We start from the raw sequence: 17,379 nt of genomic DNA, 5'->3' as shown, positions 1-17,379 counted from the left end.
CACGATCACAACCATGGCCAATGCGTGAGTCTAAGGGGACGGCTCGGCGCCACCCGAACCCTGCCCACTCCACAAGACGACCCGTGGACACCCCGGTGAGCACCCGGCGGCCCGGACCGGGGTGGGGATAACCCCCGGCCGGGAAGATGTATCACCCCCATGGCATCCACCGCCCCCGGTTCGGGAAGCTTGGTCCAGTCACACGATCAAGAGGGACGGTAGATCCGGATGAAGCCGCTGCACCGCCGCGCCGTGGACGCCATCAAGGAGCAGGACGCCCGGATGGAGCGCCCGCCGCTGTACGGCGCCCGGATGTGGCGCCAGGCCGGGCAGCTGCTGCTGAACCTGCCACTGGGCATCGCCGGCTTCGTCCTGGCGGTGGTCACGCTCTCGGTCGGCCTGGGCCTGGCCGTCACCGTGGTCGGCCTGCCGATGCTGGCCGCCGGGCTGTCCACCCAGCGGGTCCTGGGTGCGCTGGGCCGCCGCCGGGCCCGGTCGGCGTACGGCTCCGCGATCGACGAGCCGGAGCCGGTGCGCCCGCGCCGCCCGGGGGCGGTCGGCTTCACCATCGCCCACCTGACCGACCTGCTGAACTGGCGCACGGCGCTCTACAACGTGCTGATGCTGCCCTGGGGCATCATCAGCTTCACCCTGACCCTGGTCTCGATCGTGGTGCTGTGGCCGGTGCTGCCCTGGGTGATCCGCGGTCTGGCCGCGGTCGACCGGATCCTGATCGAGTCGCTGCTCTTCCCCGGGGCCCTGGCCGAGCGGGTGCGCGAGCTGGAGGAGGACCGCGGCACGGTCGTCGACACCGCCGCCGCCGACCTGCGCCGGATCGAGCGCGACCTGCACGACGGCGCCCAGGCCCGGCTGGTGGCGCTGGCGATGGACCTCGGCATGGCCAAGGAGCGGCTGCGCGAGGTCGAGAGCGAGGACGACGTGGCGGTCGCCGCGAAGATGGTCGACAACGCGCACGGCGAGGTGAAGCTGGCCCTGCAGGAGCTGCGCGACCTGGCCCGGGGCATCCACCCGGCGGTGCTCACCGACCGCGGCCTGGACGCCGCGCTGTCCTCGGTCGCGGCCCGCTGCACCGTCCCCGGCGGGGTCAAGGTGAACGTGGACCTGGCCGGCCGGGACGGCGAGCCCGAGCGTCCGGACTCGGCGGTCGAGGGCATCGCCTACTTCACCGTCAGCGAGCTGCTGACCAACGTCTCCAAGCACGCCGGCGCCCGGACCGCGTCCGTCGACGTCTGGCGCTCCGACGACCAGCTGATGGTGCTGGTCCAGGACGACGGCAAGGGCGGCGCGGCCCCCTACCCGGGCAGCGGCCTGGCCGGGCTGGCCGAGCGGATCCGCGCGGTGGACGGGGTCTTCCTGGTGGAGAGCCCGGAGGGCGGCCCGACCACCGTCACGATCGAGCTGCCCTGGCGCACCCGCACGGCCCGCCGCTGACCCGCGGGGCGTCGCAACGGAGCCGGGCCCCCGTCGAGGCAGTGACGGGGGCCCGGCTCCGGTCCGGTACGGCGGCCGGTCCGCGGAACCCTTGCGCGGCGTGCGGCCCGGCGGCGCCGTACCGGGGTTACGGGGTTTCCAGCGTGCCGAGCGTGACGTCGGCGGTCTTGGAGGCGCCGTCCCGGGTGTAGGTCACGGTGACCTTGCTGCCCGGGGTGAGCGCGGCGAGCGTGGTGGTGAGCGCGTTCAGCGAGTCGACCTGGGTGTCGCCGATCCTGGTGATGACGTCCCCGGCCTGCAGCCCCGCCGAGGCGGCCGCGCCGCCCGGGCTGACCGCCACGATCACCGCGCCGGCCGGCTGGAACTGCTGGTTGAAGCCGGTCCGGGCGGTGATGCCGAGCGCGGCCCGGCCCGAGTTGGTGACCTTGCCCTGTTTGATCAGCTGGTCGGCGATGCTGGTGATGGTGGACGCCGGGATGGCGAAGCCGATGCCGGGGGCGGCCGCGCCGTTGGCCTCGGGCTCGGTGGCGGCGAGCGTGTTGATGCCGATCACCTGGCTGTTCAGGTTGACCAGCGCGCCGCCGCTGTTGCCCGGGTTGATCGCGGCCGAGGTCTGCACCATGTTGCCGATGGTGGCGCCCGGAGAGCCGCCGCCCCGGGGCTCGGAGACCGTCCGCCCGGTGGCCGAGACGATGCCCTGGGTGACGCTGCTGGAGAGCCCGAGCGGGCTGCCCATGGCGAGGGTGATCTGGCCGAGCTCGACCTTGCCGGAGTCGCCGAAGACCGCGGGCTTGAGGCCGCTCGGCGGGCTGCTCAGCCGGATCACCGCGAGGTCGGAGTCGGGGTAGCTGGCGACCAGGCTCGCGGCCAGCGAGGTGGTGCTGTTGGCGAGGGTCACGGTGAAGGTGGTCGCGGTGCCGACGACGTGGGCGTTGGTGACGATGTCGCCCTTGTCGTCGTAGACGATCCCGGAGCCCAGGCTGTCGCCGGTGGTGATCTGCACCACCGAGGGCAGCACGTCGGCGATCACCTTCTGGTAGGCGTCCTGCAGCTGGTTCCCGCTCTGCGCGGGGGCCGAGGAGGCCGGCTTGATGCCGGAGCCGGAGGGCGAGCCGGAGGAGGACGCGGTCGGGGCCGGGGAGGACGCCGAGGAGGACGAGCCGCCGCTGCTGCACCCGGTCAGGGCCAGCGCGGCGGCCACGGCGACCGCACCCGCCGCGGGCAGCCGCACCTGGGCCGCCTTCGGCCCGGTCGGCCGGGGCCCGGCCGGCACCGGGCGGGTGTGTTCCTTCTTACGGCTCACCTGGCTGCCTCCGATTCGTCACCACGCCGAGGGCGCGGGCATGAGAGCACGGAAATCTTTGTCAGCATTTCACCGTTTTGTCCGGTTCGCTGGCCTGACTCGCCCGAAAGGCCCACGGAAGCGGAACACCCCGGGTCCCGGTGTCGGCCCGCAGGCGGGGGTCCGAGGACGAGCCCTAGGATTCGCGGCATGACTTGGTTGATCACCGGCGGTGCTGGGTACATCGGCGGACACGTCGTCCGCCGGCTGCTCGACGCCGGTGAGCGCGTCGTCGTCCTGGACGACCTGAGCACCGGGGACGCGTCCCGGCTCCCGGCCGGGGTCCCGCTGGTCGAGGGCTCCACCCTGGACCGCGCCGTCCTGGACGCGGCGATCCGCGAGCACGGCGTCGAGGGCGTCCTGCACTTCGCCGCCAAGAAGCAGGTCGGCGAGTCGGTCGAGCAGCCCTTCCTGTACTACCGCGAGAACATGATCGGCCTGCAGACCGTGCTGGAGGCCGCCGCCGAGGGCGGGGTCAAGCGCTTCCTGTTCTCCTCCTCCGCCGCCGTCTACGGCATGCCGGACGTCGACCTGGTCACCGAGACCACCCCGTGCGACCCGATGAGCCCGTACGGCGAGACCAAGCTGGCCGGCGAGTGGCTGGTCGCCGCGGCCGGGAAGGCCCACGGCATGTCCACCGTGGCCCTGCGCTACTTCAACGTGGCCGGCGCCGCCTCCCCCGAGCTCTCCGACGCCGGGGTGTTCAACCTGATCCCGATGGTCTTCGAGCGGCTCACCGCCGGTCAGGCGCCGCGGGTCTTCGGCGACGACTACCCGACGCCGGACGGCACCTGCGTCCGCGACTTCATCCACGTCTCCGACATCGCCTCGGCGCACGTGGCGGCCGCGAAGCGGCTGGCCGCCGACCCGGCCGGGGAGACCACGCTGGTGCTCAACATCGGCCGCGGCGAGGGCGTCAGCGTCCGGGAGATGCTGGCGGTGATCGGCGAGGTCACCGGCCACGACACCACCGCCGAGGTGACGCCGCGCCGCGCCGGCGACCCGGCCCGGGTGGTGGCCTCCGCCGACCTGATCCACCGCGAGCTGGGCTGGACGGCCCGCCACGGCGTGAAGGAGATGGTCGCCTCCGCGTGGGACGGCTGGTGCGTCCGCCACCCGGAGGCCCGCAAGGGCTGACGGCCCCCCGGGACCGACGCGCCGAGGGCGGCGGGGCCGGTGCCCCGCCGCCCTCGGCTGCTCGACGTCGGCTCGGCGGCGGCTCAGCGGGCCGGCACCGCCGTGCCGTAGAAGGCGTCCAGCGCGTACACGCAGCGGTCCTTGGAGCCCACGAAGACCCGCCCGCCCACCGCCACCGGCGAACCGGTGAGCTCGCCCTTGGTGCCGAGCTCCCAGCGCAGCTGACCGCTCGCCAGGTCCAGGGTGTGCAGCGAGTGGTCCCGGCTGCCCAGGTGCACCAGCCCGTCGGCCAGCGCCGGGGAGCCGACGATCTCGCCGCGCGCGGTGTAGCGCCAGCGCTCCCGCCCGGTCGCCGCCTCGAAGGCGTACAGCACCTCGCCGCTGCCGACCAGCACCATGCCGTCCCCGACCACCACCGGCTCGGCGCCCTGGCGGCTGCCGGTGACCCCGCGCCAGCGGTCCAGCCCGGTGGCCGCGTCCAGCGCGTAGACCGTGCCCAGGTAGTCGGCCACGTAGACCGCGTCGGCGTCCAGGGCGGGCGGGGTGAACAGCACCACCGGGGCCTCGAAGCGCCAGCGCTCCGCCCCGCTGGCCGCGTCCAGCGCGTACACCCGGGTGCCGGCCGTGACGTACAGCACGCCGCCGCGCTCGACCGGGTGCGAGGGCACGTCCTCGCCGACCGGGAAGGACCAGCGCAGGCCCGCGCCGCGCGGGTCCACGCAGCGCAGCCGTCCGGCGCCGTAGTAGTACGCGGCACCGGCCACCAGGACCGGGCCGGACTGCGGGTTCTCGTAGTCCTGCTGGGCGTCGTCGGCGCGCCACAGCTCGGCGCCGTTGGCCGCCGAGCGGAGCTGGACGCCGCCGCCCCTGATGCCGCAGCAGAGCACGCCGTCGGCGGCGGAGAGCGAGTAGACCCAGCCGTCCAGCGAGGTGCGCCAGCGCTCGGCACCGTCGGCGGCGTCCACGGTGTACAGGTGCGGGCCGTCCGCGGCGTGCACCCGGCCGGCGTCCACCGCGAGCGCCCAGGCGACGTCCCGGGTCTTGTAGCGGCGCTCTCCGGAGCCGATGTCCAGCGCGTGCACCTCGAAGCTGGAGACGAAGAGCGTGCCGTCGGCGACCACCGGGGTGCCCCAGACGTCGTTGGACATCCGGAACCGCCAGGGGCGCCAGCGGGCGGCCGGGACCGTCGGGGGCGGCGGGGTGGGGGCCGCCCGGCGGACCCAGCCGGTCGCGGCCGGGGCGGTGTTCGGACCGGGCTGCTCGTGCTCGGCCCGCGGCCCCGGGCCTATCCGCACCGAGGCACCGGACAGCTGCACCTCGACGGCGCCGCCGCCGGTCGGCGCCCGGTGCCGGTTCGGCGAGGCGATCTTCGCGGTCGGGATCTCGGCGTCGGAGCCCTGGGCGGGCCGCGGCGCGGTGTGCACCGGCCCGGCCGGGGGCTGGGCGTGCCGGCCGCCCGGATCGGTGCGCGGGTCGGCCGGCCCGTGGGGCTGCGGCGGGACCTGCGGGTGCGGCGGCGCGTGCGGGGGCGGCTGCGGCGGCTCGACCGGGCCCTGGGGCGGGCGGGGCGGCGCCGCGGCCGGACGGCGGCCGCGCTTGCGCTCGATCAGTTCGAGCGCGTTCGGCGGCAGCCAGTCCCCGACCTCTCCGCCCGCGTCGTCCCGGGAGAACAGGTGCGGGGCCAGCTCGGCCTGGATCTGCGCCGGGGTGGGCCGCCGCTCGGGCGCCTGCTGCATGCAGGCCCGGACCAGGTCCATCAGCTCCGGCGGCATGCCGGTCAGGTCCGGCTCCTCGCGCAGCAGCTGGAACACCGTCTCGACCGGGTTGGACCCGCGGTACGGCGGGTGCCCGGTGGCGCAGAAGACCATCAGCGAGCCGAGCGAGAAGACGTCGCTGGCGCCCCGGACGGTCCGGCTGTCCCGGGCCTGCTCGGGGGACATGTAGGCCGGGGTGCCGACCGCGACATTGGTCATGGTGAGCCGGGTGCTGGAGACCCCGGACGCGATGCCGAAGTCGATCACCTTCGGGCCGTCCTCGACCACCAGGACGTTGGAGGGCTTGAGGTCCCGGTGGATCAGCCCGGCCGCGTGGATCGACTGCAGGGCCTCGGCGATGCCCGCGACCAGCCAGCGGGTGGCCTCCACCGGCAGCGGGCCGCAGTCCTCGACCAGGTCCTCCAGGGAGGGCGCCGGGATGTACGCGGTGGCCAGCCAGGGCACCCGGGCGTCCGCGTCGGCGTCCACCACGGCCGCCGTGTAGAAGCCGCCGACCGTCTTGGCGGCCGCGATCTCCCGTGCGAAGCGGACGCGGAACAGCTCGTCCTCGGCCAGCTCCCCCCGGACGGTCTTGATGGCCACTCGTCGCCCGGACGCGGACCGCGCCAGGTAGACCAGCCCCATCCCACCCGCGCCGAGCCGCCCCAGCACCTCGAAGGGCCCGATCCGCCTCGGATCGTGCGCCGTCAGCTGGTCCACTCCGCTGCCACCTCCCCGTTGTCCGCACCCGCCGCGTGGTGCCGGACCCGATTCTCCAATGCCGCCCGGCGCATCTCCAACATCCCCCGCCCGGAGAGCACCGCGGAGCGCCCCCCGGCAGGCCGGGACGGAACGGCCGGATTCTGACGCCCGCTCCGGCCGCGGCTTGCGCCCGGGGCTCCGGACCGTCCACTTCCGGACGGTTCGCCGACCACCCTCCATGGTCACGATCTGTCACCGGACCACCCCTCAGCGGACTCGCCGTCACGCTGTGAGATCAAAGGCACACGGGGGGGCTTCAACAGGGGCTTCGGGGCCCGGTGAATATCCGTCCGAAGCGGTTCATGCCGCTATACCAACCCCCGTGCGGAGTAATAGTCGCATCACCGAATCGCGCCAAGATCGTGCCACGGTAAGCTGACGGCATGACAGGACAAGTTCGCACCGTCGACGGTCGCGTCGCCGGGCGACGCGGACAGGAGACGCGGCAGAAGCTGCTCGACTGCCTCCGCGAGATGCTCAGCACGTCGCCCTATCGGGACGTCAAGGTCATCGACGTCGCCCGTATGGCGGGTACCTCCCCCGCGACCTTCTACCAGTACTTCCCGGATGTCGAGGGCGCAGTCCTCGAAATCGCCGAGGAAATGGCCAAGGACGCCGACACCCTCAAAGAGCTGGTGGCGGGAAAGTCCTGGGCAGGGAAGTCCGGACCGACCACTTCGGAAGAACTGGTCGACGGATTCCTCGCCTTCTGGCGCAAGAACGACGCCATTCTCCGAGTGGTCACGCTCGGTGCCGCCGAAGGGGACAAGCGGTTCTTCAAGATCCGCATGACGGTCCTCAACGCGGTCGCCAAGCCACTCGCGGAAGCCGTCAAGGAACTCCAGGCGAAGGGTCAGGCCGACAAGTCGCTCGACCCGAACGCCGTCTCCGGGGCCCTGGTCTCGCTGCTCGCCTCGGCGGCCGAGCACCAGAAGGCCTTCACCTCCTGGGGCGTCAAGGTCAAGGACCTCAAGCCCAACCTCGCTCCCCTGGTGTACCTGGGCGTCACCGGCAAGAAGCCGCCCAAGTAGACCGGACCCGCCACGACCCACCATCCGCTCCGCGCGCGACCCCGGCCTCCTGTCCGGGGGAACGACGGACGGCGGCCGTGTCCTCGGGGGAGGTCCGCCGACGTACCGCACGCGCGCCAGACATGCCGGTGGGCGGGCACCCCACGAGGGTGCCCGCCCACCGGCGTTCGTTTGTCAGGCGAGCGGGCGCCCCGCCCCGGCTCTTCGGCTCGGGGCGAGTGGGCGACCCGCCCCGAGCCGAAGGGCCGCGCCGGTGCCGAAAGGGAGAAGCGAGGAGGTCCGAGGGACGAGGGCCTTGGAGCGCCGACCGTCGGCGCCGGGTCTGAGCGGCCCGGAGGCGAGTGGGCGAATCAGGGACAGCGCACGACCTGGCCGGCGTAGGCCAGGCCGCCGCCGAAGCCGAAGAGGAGGACCGGGTCGCCGGGCGAGAGCTCGCCGCGTTCGACGAGCTTGGAGAAGGCCAGCGGGATCGAGGCGGCCGAGGTGTTGCCGGAGTCGACCACGTCCCGGGCCACCACCGCGTCGGCGAGGCCCAGCTTCTTGGCGATCGCGTCGATGATCCGCAGATTGGCCTGGTGCGGGACGAAGCCCTTCAGCTCGGCCGGGTCGATCCCGGCCCGCTCGCAGGCCTCACGGGCCAGCGGGGCGAGCTGGGTGGTGGCCCAGCGGAACACCGACTGGCCCTTCTGGCTGATCACCGGGTCCCAGCCGGTGATCACCACGGCGTCGCCCTTCTCCGGCTCGGAGCCCCAGACCACCGGCCCGATGCCGGGCTCGGCATCGTCCTCCTGGGCCTCGACCACTGCGGCGCCCGCGCCGTCGCCGAAGATCACGCAGGTGGAGCGGTCGGTCCAGTCGAGCGTGTCGGACATCCGCTCGGCGCCGATCACCAGCGCGCGGCGGGCCGCGCCGGCCCGGATCGCGTGGTCGGCGGTGGCCAGGGCGTACGAGAAGCCGGAGCAGACCGTGTTGATGTCGTACGCGGCGGGCGAGCGCACGCCGAGCCGGGCGGCCACGGCGGCGGCCGTGTTGGGGCTGCGCTCGATCGCGGTGCAGGTGGCGACCACGACGAGGTCGATCTCCTCCGCCGTCCGGCCGCTGTTGGCGAGCGCCTTCTGCGCGGCCTCGGCCGCGAGGTCGACGAGGGTCTCGCCCTCGGCGATGTGCCGGGTCCGGATGCCCACCCGGGTACGGATCCACTCGTCGTCGGTGTCGACGAGCGCCGCCAGGTCGTCGTTGCTGAGGACCTTGGGGGGCTGGTAGTGCCCGAGTGCCACAATGCGCGAACCGCTCATGTTGCCATGGAACCGGGTTACCCGCTGGTCAGCCGGGCACGACCGGCGACAGGATCCGTGCTCATGATCTGTAGGGGGTCGACAAGGGGCCTTGGGGGGCCCGGGTCGTTCCCGGGTCAGGCGGCGAGGGTGGCCGTGTCGCCCATCACGATGACGGGGTGGGCCGCCGGGTCCAGGGTACGGATCAGCTGGGCCATCTTGTCCTCGGGGATCGACACGCAGCCGTGGGTGGGGCCGTCGTGGTCCACGTGGAGCCAGATGCCGCCGCCCTTCTTGGAGCCCATCGGGCGGCGCGCGTCGAGCGGGGAGTTCCCGGCGACCCGGTTGTAGTTGATCGCGACCACGTAGTCGAAGGAGCCGGCCAGCTGGTCGCCGAAGAAGCCGGTGCCGGAGACCACGAAGCTCGGGTCCTTGTCGTACGGGAGCTTGCTGCCGGGGTCGGCCTTGCGGCCGCCCGCGTCGGTGAGGCTGAAGACGCCGATCGGGCTGCGCAGGTCGCCCTCGTTGTGGTCGGCGGTCCAGCCGTTCTTGCCGTTGTGGCCCTGCCAGGTCTCGCCGGCCAGCCAGCGGCCCTCGGGGGTGCGGGTCCAGAGCACGACGGTGTTCTTGTCGGTGTTCTTGTCCGCGCCGGAGGCGACCACAACCTGGGTGGTCTCGGTGGGGATCTTGGCGGTGAAGGCGGCGCCGAGGCCGGGTATCGCGGCCACCGAGGCGTCCGGGCGGGCCTCGCCGCGGGCGGCGGTCTGGGGCGCGGCCTGCCGGTCGGCGGCGGCCTGGACGGCGGCGGGGACCGGGGTGGGCTGGTCGGGCTTGCTGACGCCTTCCGGGCCGGGGCCGTCAGCGGCGGTGAGTCCGGGCTTGGCGCCGTCCTGGCCGACGGCGTACCAGCCGGCGGTGGCCGCGACCAGCAGGGCGGTTCCGGCCATCACGGCCTTGCCGTGACGTTTCTGCTTCACCTTGCGCCGCCGGCCCCGGGCGGCGGCCCGGCCGCCCTCGACGGGGGCGGCGAGGGGCACCACGGGGGCGAGCGGCTCGGGGGCGAACACCTCGGGGTCGAGCGGCTCGGGCGCCGGCTCCTGGCCGACGGGCTCCGGCACGGCCTCGTACGCCCCGAACGGCTGGTCGTACACCTCGAAGTACCCGTCAGGGGCCTGCTCGTACGACTGCCCGGCCGGCTGCTGGTACGCCGGCCCGGCCGGGGCCTGCTCGTACGACGACCCGTGCGGCTGACCGTACGACTGCTCGTACGCCTGCTCGTGGGGCTGCCCGTAGCCCTGTTCGTAGCCCTGCCCGTACGGCTCGTACGACTGGTACACGCCCTGGTCGTACTCCTGCCCGCCCGGCTGCGCGTACGCCTGCCCGGCCGGCTGCGGGTACGGCTCGTACGTGCCGTACGGCGCCCCGGGCGACTGCTGCGGCACCCCGTACACCGGCTCCCGCGTCGGCTCGTACGGCGGGTACTCGGTGGCGCGATGAGAACCGGACATGCCGTCGATCCTGCCAAACGCCGTACCCGTTGGTAAACCCGGGTCACGTGCGGAGGCCGTGAAGGCAACCGCCGCCCGGGCCGGCGAGCGGCCGGGCGGCGGGGAAGTGCGCTGGCCGTAGCCTCGGTCAGAGGCGCATGGCCTGCGGGGACTCGCGGCGCATCGGGTCCGGGCCCTCGTACTCGCGGATGATCTCGTAGCGGGTGTTGCGCTCGACCGGGCGGAAGCCGGCGTCGCGGATCAGGCCGAGCAGGTCGTCGCGGCCGAGCTTGTTCGGGGTGCCGAAGTTGTCCGCGTCGTGGGTGATCTTGTACTCGACCACCGAGCCGTCCATGTCGTCCGCGCCGTGGCTGAGCGCCAGCTGCGCGGTGGTGACGCCGTGCATCACCCAGAAGACCTTGACGTGCGGGACGTTGTCGAAGAGCAGCCGGGAGACCGCGAAGGTCTTCAGCGCCTCGGCGCCGGTGGCCATCTCCGTGCGGGCCATCAGCTTGTTGCGCACGACGCCGTCCTTGGAGTCGTGGAAGTCGTGCTGGTAGCGCAGCGGGATGAAGACCTGGAAGCCGCCGGTCTCGTCCTGCAGCTCGCGCAGCCGCAGCACGTGGTCCACCCGGTGGCGGGGCTCCTCGATGTGGCCGTACAGCATGGTGGCGGGCGTCTTGAGGCCCTTGGCGTGCGCGAGGCGGTGGATCCGCGACCAGTCCTCCCAGTGGGTGTCGTGGTCGACGATGTGCTGGCGGACCTCCCAGTCGAAGATCTCCGCGCCACCGCCGGTCAGCGACTCCAGGCCGGCGTCGATCAGCTCGTCCAGGATCTCGTCGGCGGGCAGCCCGCTGATCTTCTCGAACCAGTGGATCTCGGTGGCGGTGAAGGCCTTCAGCGAGACGTTCGGCAGCGCCGCCTTGAGCTCCCGCAGCGAGCGCGGGTAGTAGCGCCACGGCAGGGTCGGGTGCAGACCGTTGACGATGTGCAGCTCGGTGAGGGAGTCGACCTCCATCGCCTTGGCGAGGCGGACGGCCTCCTCGATGCGCATCGTGTAGGCGTCCTTCTCGCCCGGCTTGCGCTGGAACGAGCAGTACGCGCAGGACGCGTTGCACACGTTGGTCATGTTGAGGTGACGGTTGACGTTGAAGTGGACGACGTCGCCGTTCTTCCTGGTCCGCACGTGGTGGGCCAGTCCGCCCAGCCAGGCCAGGTCGTCGCTCTCGTAGAGCGCGATCCCGTCCTCGCGGGTCAGCCGCTCACCCGCGTAGACCTTCGCCTCCAGCTCGCGCTTGAGTCCTGCGTCCATGCGGTGCCCCGCCTCCTCCGACATTCGATTCCTTGCCGGAACGAGCGTACGCCTATGTGGTCAGCAGCTCCGCGAGCAGTGTGGGTTCGATGTTCCCGCCGCTGACCACGGCCGCCACCTCCTGGCCCCCGGTTTCGGCGGCGCGGTGGAAGTAGGCGGCCGGGGCGACCGCCCCGGAGGGCTCGGCGACCAGCCGGCCGCGGCGGGCCAGCAGGGCGACGGTGGCGCGGATCTCGTCCTCGGTGACGGTGACGATGTCGTCCACGTAGGCGGTGATGTGCTCGTACGGCAGCACGCCGACGGACGGGGTGCGCAGGCCGTCCGCGATGGTGCGGTAGGTGTCGGCGACCGGCCAGGCGAGCCGGCGGCCGGCCCGCAGGCTGTCCCGGGCGTCGGCGGCCAGCTCGGGCTCGACGCCGATCACCCGGATGCCGGGGCGGGTGAGCTTGAGCGCGGCGGCCGTGCCGCCGATCAGCCCGCCGCCGCTGACCGGCACCAGGACGGTGTCCAGCCCGGCCGGGGCGTCCTCGGCGATCTCCAGGCCCACCGTGCCCTGGCCCGCGATGATGAACGGGTCGTCGTACGGCGGCACCCAGACGTAGCCGTGCTTCTCGGCGAGCTCGCCGGGCACGGTGTCCCGCTCGTCCGGGCCGACCAGGATCACCTCGGCGCCGAACGCCCGGGTGTTCTCGACCTTGACCCGCGGCGAGGTGTCCGGCATCACGATGACGGCCTTGATGCCGAGCAGCTCCGCCGCGTACGCCACCGCCTGGGCGTGGTTGCCGCTGGACTGGGCGACCACGCCGCGGGCCCGTTCGTCCGCGGTGAGCGCGGCCAGCCGGTTGTAGGCGCCGCGGGTCTTGAAGGCCCCGGTCGGCTGGAGGTTCTCGGGCTTCAGCCAGAGCCGCCGGTCCCCGTCGGCCGCCCAGGGCGCGGGGACCAGCGGGGTGCGCACGGCGACCCCCGCGATCCGCTGCCGAGCGGCGTTCAGTTCCTCCAGGCCGACCAGTGCCATGCGTCATTCCCCTTCAGGAGGCAGTTCGCTCACCCGGTTCTCCCACTTCGTGGAGAGTACGACGGTGGTGCGGGTCCGGGCTACGCCCTTGGTGCCCGAGATCCTCTTCACCACCGACTCCAGGCCGGCCACGTCGGCCACCCGGACCTTGAGCATGTACGAGTCGTCGCCGGCGATGAACCAGCAGTCCTCGACCTCGTTGAGGTCCTTCAGCCGGAACGCGACGTCCTCGTGGTCGGCCGCGTCCGTCAGCTGGAGGCCGATCAGGGCCGTGACGCCGAAGCCGAGCGAGGCCGGGTTGACCGTCGCGCGGTAGCCCGTGATGACCCCGGCCTGCTCCAGGCGGTTGATGCGGTCCGTGACGCTCGGGCCGGAGAGTCCGACCAACCGGCCCAGCTCGGCGTAGGACGCACGGCCGTTCTCCCGGAGCGCCTGGATGAGCTGTCTGTCCACCGTGTCCATATACCGTCCGCGTCCTTCCGAACCTCTCCAGACCCACAGATCATTATCCGGATTCAAAGGCGCCGTGCGCCGACCGACCCGGATATCGCAGAGAAGATACTCTCCCGCCCTCGGCCTCCTTACTCCCCCTCAGGTGGTACGGCCGCATTCGCGTCGGTCCGGCGGGCGGCGGCCCCCAACTCCCCCTCCCAGCGCAGGTACAGGGAATGCGGCACGTCGACGGCGTCCAGCACCCGTCCCGCGACGAAATCCACGAGTTCGCGCACGGTGGAGCCGCCGGCGTAGAAGCCGGGCGAAGCGGGCAGGACCACCGCGCCCTGCGCGTCGAGTTCCACCAGGTGCTTCAACGTCACCCCGTTGAGTGGCGTCTCGCGCACGCACACGACCAGGGGGCGGCGCTCTTTCAGGGTGACACTGGCGACCCGCTGCAGCAGGTCCTTGCTCAGGCCGAGCGCGATCCCGGCCACCGCGCCGGTGGTCGCGGGCACCACCAGCATGCCCTTGGCCGGGTAGGAGCCGCTGGACGGGCCGGCCGCGAAGTCCCCGGCGGGCCAGTAGCGGACGTCGCCCAGGGCGCCCCCGGAGGCCTCGGTGTCCTCGGTGTCCCCGGAGGCCCCGGCGGCCTCGAAGCCCAGCCAGGCGGCCAGGTCCGCGCGCCAGTGGGCGTCCCGGAAGGAGATCCCGGTCTCGTCCAGGATGGTGAGCCGGGCGGCCCGGCTGACGATCAGGTCCACCGCCTCACCGGCGGCCAGCAGCCCCCGGATCACCGAGGCCGCGTACGGCGTCCCCGACGCGCCCGAGACCCCGACCACCCACGGCTGACGCTTCGCTGTTCCCATGGGGCATTTCTATCCGGCTTCCCCCGGCGGAGCCGCATCCGCGGTCACCCCTGGAAGGATGGGGGCATGGCAGCGACCCTCGTCGACCTCACCCATCAGGTGACCACCGCGATGCCGGTCTACCCCGGCGATCCGGCCGTCCTGCTGGAGCCCGCGCTCACCACCGCCACCGCCGGGGTGAACGTGCTGGCCCTGCACCTCGGCTCGCAGTCCGGGACGCACGTGGACGCGCCGTACCACGTGGACGTCACCTGGCCGACCCTGGACGGGCTGCCGCTGGAGCGGTTCACCGGGCCGGCCGTGCTCGCCGACCTGCGCGGGCTGGAGCCCAGGGCGGCCGTCACCCCCGACCTGCTGGCGCCCGCGCTGGAGCGGGTCGCGGACACCGGCGAGGGCACCGTCCTGCTGCTGGCCACCGGCTGGGCCAGGCACTGGGGCACCGACGCCTACCTCGCCCACCCCAGCCTGACCCCGGAGGCCGCCGAGGCGATCGTGGCCGCCGGGGTGCGGACGGTCGGGGTGGACGCGCTCAGCGTCGATCCGACCCCCGACCCGGGCCCGGGCGACCCGGCGGTGGCCGCCCTGCTCGCCGATCTCACCGACGAGCACGACCAGGGCACCGCCGAGGAGCCCTCGCTCGCCGCGCACCGGGTGCTGCTGGGGGCGCCGGGCGGCGGGGTGATCGCCGAGAACCTGACCGACCTGCGGGTGCTGCTGGCGGCGCAGGAGGCCGGCCGCCCGGTGGAGGTCTCGCTGTTCCCGCTGCGGCTGGTCGCGGCGGACGGCGCCCCCGTACGGGCGGTGGCCCGGCTGGGCTGAACCGCGCCGACGGCCCCCGCCGGCACCGCACTTGGTCTAGACCATCCCCCGGTGGCGCCAGTACGCTGTCCGCCCATGGCTGAGATCATCGGAGTGATCGAGCGACTCTGGCGCTACCCCGTGAAGTCCACCGGCGGCGAGCGGCTCGACTCCGTCGAGGTGGACGGGCGCGGCCTGGCCGGCGACCGCCTCTACGCCGTCCGCGACGCGGCCGGAAGACTCGGTTCCGGCAAGAACACCCGGCGCTTCCGCCGGATGGACGGCCTGCTCCGCCTCTCCGCCCGCCTCGGCCACCGGATCGACGGTCCCGAGCTGTTCGACCCGCTCGGCCGCCCGGTCGAGCGGCCGGCCGCCTTCCTGCGCGCCTACCTCCAGCGCGAGGACGTCGAACTGGCCCGCGAGGACGCCGTCTCGCACTTCGACCGGCTGCCGGTCAGCGTGCTCTCCACCGCGACCCTGGACTGGGTCCGCGAGGCCGTCCCGTTCGCCGTCGTCGACGAGCGCAGGTTCCGGCCCAACATCGTGCTGCGCACCCCGCCCGGCACCCCGCCGTTCGTCGAGGACGCCTGGCTCGGCCGCCAGGCCCGCGGCGAGGCCCCGGACAGCGCCCGGCTCGCCTTCGTCACCTCCAGCGAGCGCTGCGCGATGAGCGGCGCCCCGCAGCCGGGACTGCCGCACGCACCCGAGATCCTCAAGGCCGTCGTGCACGCCCACGACGGCCGGCTGGACGCACTCGCGGAGGTCGCCACCCCGGGCCGGCTCCGGGTCGGCGACCGCCTCGCCCTCGACTGACGACTCGTCAATTACCTGTGCGCGGAGGGCCGATCAAGCAGAACGGATGCCCGGCCGGGTCGGCGAAGACGCTCCACCGGCCCGCGTCGTACGGATGGGCGGCACCGACCACGCGGCACCTTTCGCGAACCGGCCGTTCGGGCGGGCCGGTCGCGGGGAACGACGGAGGGCATGACGATCCCTCACCGCTTGACCGGCACCGGCGACCACCACGTCCTGGTCCTGCACGACTGGTTCGGCACCAGCGCGGGCTGGGGCCCGTTCCTCGACTACCTGGACGGCGGCGCCTTCAGCTACGCCTTCCTCGACTACCGCGGCTACGGCGAGCGCAAGGACGTCACCGGCGACTACACGCTCGCCGAGATCGCCTCCGACGCGCTCGCCCTGGCCGACCAGCTCGGCTGGGACCGCTTCTCGGTGGTCGGCCACTCGATGGGCGGCAAGGCGGCCCAGCAGGTGCTCGCCGAGGCGCCGCTGCGGGTGCGCAAGCTGGTCGGCCTGGCCCCGGTGCCCGCCGGGGCCTACCCGCTGGACGAGGCCGGCGAGGCCCTGTTCTACGGCGCCGCCGGGGACCGGGAGAAGCGCTTCGCGATCCTCGACCTGGTCACCGGGCAGCGGGCCGGCCGGGTCTGGCTGGACCGGATGGTCGACCAGTCCCTGCGGCTGTCCACCGCCGAGGCGTTCGGCGGCTACGTCCGGGACTGGGCGACGGCCGACCTGGAGCGGCGGATCAGCGGCAACCCGGTGCCGGTCAAGGTCATCGTCGGCGAGCACGACCTCGCCCTCACCGCCGACGTCATGCGCGGCACCTGGCTCACCCACTACCCGAACGCGGAGCTGGAGGAGCTCGGCGGCAGCGGCCACTACCCGATGTACGAGGCGCCGGTCGCCCTGGCCACCGCCCTGGAGGGGTTCCTGCACAACTGACCCCGGATCCCCGGGAGCCGCGCGGGAGGTCGGCCGGGCCGGCTTCCCGTGCGGCTCCCGGTGACGGGCACCGGGGTAGACGCTGGCGCATGGACCCTAGACCCGTGCGCATTGGGCGTCTCATGCTTGTCGCCTACGTTCTAGGCATGACAGAAAAGCGAGTTGATGACGCGTCGCCCGTGCTGGTCGTCGGCGTCTCCGGAACGGTCGGACGGCACGTCGGGCTGCAGCTCGCGGCCTCCGGGATACGGGTGCGGACGCTGGCGAACCGCGACCTGCTCGACCCGGCGTCCCTGGAGGCGGCCGCCCAGGGCGTCGGCGCGGTGCTGCTGGGCTGGCCGCACCCGGGGACGGAGGCCACGGCGGACGCGGTCGGCGTGCTGGCCCGGGAGGTCGGGCGGGTGGTCTTCCTCTCCTCGGCGGCCGTCCGGGACGTCCCCGAGCAGCCGGACGGCGAGGTCGAGGCGCTGCTGGTCCGCAGCGGCGTGCGGCACACGGTGCTGCGCACGTACGGGTTCGCCGCCGCGCTGCAGTGGGCGGAGGAGATCCGCGCCGGGGGCACCGTCCGGGGCTACGGCGGCGCGGCCGAGCTGAACCCGGTGGACGAGCGGGACGTGGCGGCGGTCGCCGTCCGGGCCCTGGTGGAGGACGGCCACGACGGCGCCCGCTACGTGCTGACCGGCGCGGAGTCGCCGACCCAGGCCGAGCAGGTACGGATCATCGGCGAGGCCGCCGGCCGCCCGGTGGCCTGGGAGGAGGTCCCCCGCGAGGCCGCCCGGCAGCGGATGCTCGCCGCCGGCCGGCCCCCGGCGACCGCCGACGGCGCGCTGGCCTTCGTCCACGCCCGGATCGCCGAGCCGCAGCCGCCCACCACGACCGTCCCGGACGTCACCGGCCGGCCGGCCCGCAGCTTCCGCGTCTGGGCCGCCGACCACGCCGCGCTGTTCCGGTGACGGCGCGGCCCGCCGGGAACG

15 protein-coding genes are annotated in these 17,379 nt (G+C 73.6%); 7 read left to right on the top strand and 8 right to left on the bottom strand.

All coding sequences use genetic code 11. The features are described from left to right. The first annotated feature begins 228 nt into the window (after positions 1-228). Positions 229-1,452, top strand: coding sequence for a sensor histidine kinase (locus IE332_RS13085; protein WP_189915992.1), 1,224 nt, complete (start codon positions 229-231; stop codon positions 1,450-1,452). Positions 1,453-1,579: 127 nt separating this feature from the next. On the opposite strand, the gene IE332_RS13080 is transcribed toward IE332_RS13085, so the two are convergent. Then, positions 1,580-2,755 (bottom strand): S1C family serine protease, encoded by a 1,176-nt coding sequence (locus IE332_RS13080; RefSeq protein WP_229928564.1) that lies wholly within the window; start codon positions 2,753-2,755, stop codon positions 1,580-1,582. A gap of 189 nt (positions 2,756-2,944) precedes the next feature. On the opposite strand from IE332_RS13080, the gene galE reads away from it, so the two are divergent. After that, positions 2,945-3,931, top strand: coding sequence for a UDP-glucose 4-epimerase GalE (gene galE / locus IE332_RS13075; protein ID WP_189915991.1), 987 nt, complete (start codon positions 2,945-2,947; stop codon positions 3,929-3,931). 83 nt (positions 3,932-4,014) lie between these two features. Here galE and IE332_RS13070 read toward each other — a convergent pair whose 3' ends face one another. Further along, the gene (locus tag IE332_RS13070; protein ID WP_189915990.1) at positions 4,015-6,405 is read right to left on the bottom strand and encodes an outer membrane protein assembly factor BamB family protein; all 2,391 of its coding nucleotides are present in this window, start codon (positions 6,403-6,405) and stop codon (positions 4,015-4,017) included. Between the two features lie 425 nt (positions 6,406-6,830). On the opposite strand from IE332_RS13070, the gene IE332_RS13065 reads away from it, so the two are divergent. Further along, positions 6,831-7,478, top strand: coding sequence for a TetR family transcriptional regulator (locus IE332_RS13065; protein WP_189915989.1), 648 nt, complete (start codon positions 6,831-6,833; stop codon positions 7,476-7,478). Positions 7,479-7,828: 350 nt separating this feature from the next. Here IE332_RS13065 and IE332_RS13060 read toward each other — a convergent pair whose 3' ends face one another. The 6 genes from IE332_RS13060 to IE332_RS13035 all read right to left on the bottom strand — a co-directional run bounded on the left by IE332_RS13060 (position 7,829) and on the right by IE332_RS13035 (position 13,867). Then, the gene (locus tag IE332_RS13060; protein WP_189915988.1) at positions 7,829-8,773 is read right to left on the bottom strand and encodes a beta-ketoacyl-ACP synthase III; all 945 of its coding nucleotides are present in this window, start codon (positions 8,771-8,773) and stop codon (positions 7,829-7,831) included. Between the two features lie 116 nt (positions 8,774-8,889). Continuing rightward, on the bottom strand, positions 8,890-10,260 hold the full coding sequence (locus IE332_RS42215; protein WP_308437561.1) for a L,D-transpeptidase family protein: 1,371 nt from the start codon (positions 10,258-10,260) through the stop codon (positions 8,890-8,892). A 127-nt stretch (positions 10,261-10,387) separates the two neighbouring features. Continuing rightward, on the bottom strand, positions 10,388-11,551 hold the full coding sequence (gene mqnE, locus IE332_RS13050; protein ID WP_189915987.1) for an aminofutalosine synthase MqnE: 1,164 nt from the start codon (positions 11,549-11,551) through the stop codon (positions 10,388-10,390). A gap of 52 nt (positions 11,552-11,603) precedes the next feature. Next, positions 11,604-12,566: a threonine ammonia-lyase gene (locus IE332_RS13045; RefSeq protein ID WP_189915986.1), complete on the bottom strand. Its 963-nt coding sequence runs from the start codon at positions 12,564-12,566 to the stop codon at positions 11,604-11,606. Between the two features lie 3 nt (positions 12,567-12,569). Beyond that, complete coding sequence (locus IE332_RS13040; RefSeq protein ID WP_030232219.1) at positions 12,570-13,028, bottom strand: Lrp/AsnC family transcriptional regulator; 459 nt, start codon at positions 13,026-13,028, stop codon at positions 12,570-12,572. A 119-nt stretch (positions 13,029-13,147) separates the two neighbouring features. Further along, a complete protein-coding gene (locus IE332_RS13035; RefSeq protein WP_189915985.1) occupies positions 13,148-13,867 on the bottom strand; it encodes a UbiX family flavin prenyltransferase in 720 nt (239 codons plus the stop codon). Between the two features lie 66 nt (positions 13,868-13,933). On the opposite strand from IE332_RS13035, the gene IE332_RS13030 reads away from it, so the two are divergent. From IE332_RS13030 to IE332_RS13015, 4 genes are all read left to right on the top strand, one after another. Then, positions 13,934-14,686: a cyclase family protein gene (locus tag IE332_RS13030; RefSeq protein ID WP_189915984.1), complete on the top strand. Its 753-nt coding sequence runs from the start codon at positions 13,934-13,936 to the stop codon at positions 14,684-14,686. Between the two features lie 75 nt (positions 14,687-14,761). Beyond that, positions 14,762-15,478, top strand: a complete 717-nt coding sequence (locus IE332_RS13025; protein WP_189915983.1) for an MOSC domain-containing protein — start codon at positions 14,762-14,764, stop codon at positions 15,476-15,478. 171 nt (positions 15,479-15,649) lie between these two features. Next, positions 15,650-16,405, top strand: coding sequence for an alpha/beta fold hydrolase (locus tag IE332_RS13020; RefSeq protein ID WP_189915982.1), 756 nt, complete (start codon positions 15,650-15,652; stop codon positions 16,403-16,405). A gap of 146 nt (positions 16,406-16,551) precedes the next feature. Then, positions 16,552-17,358: a Rossmann-fold NAD(P)-binding domain-containing protein gene (locus IE332_RS13015; RefSeq protein WP_229928563.1), complete on the top strand. Its 807-nt coding sequence runs from the start codon at positions 16,552-16,554 to the stop codon at positions 17,356-17,358. Positions 17,359-17,379 lie beyond the last annotated feature (21 nt).

It is taken from the genome of Kitasatospora xanthocidica (assembly GCF_014656195.1).
GTDB lineage: Bacteria > Actinomycetota > Actinomycetes > Streptomycetales > Streptomycetaceae > Kitasatospora > Kitasatospora xanthocidica.
Note: the sequence above shows the minus strand (reverse complement) of the source record. Positions and strands in the feature narration are given on the sequence as shown.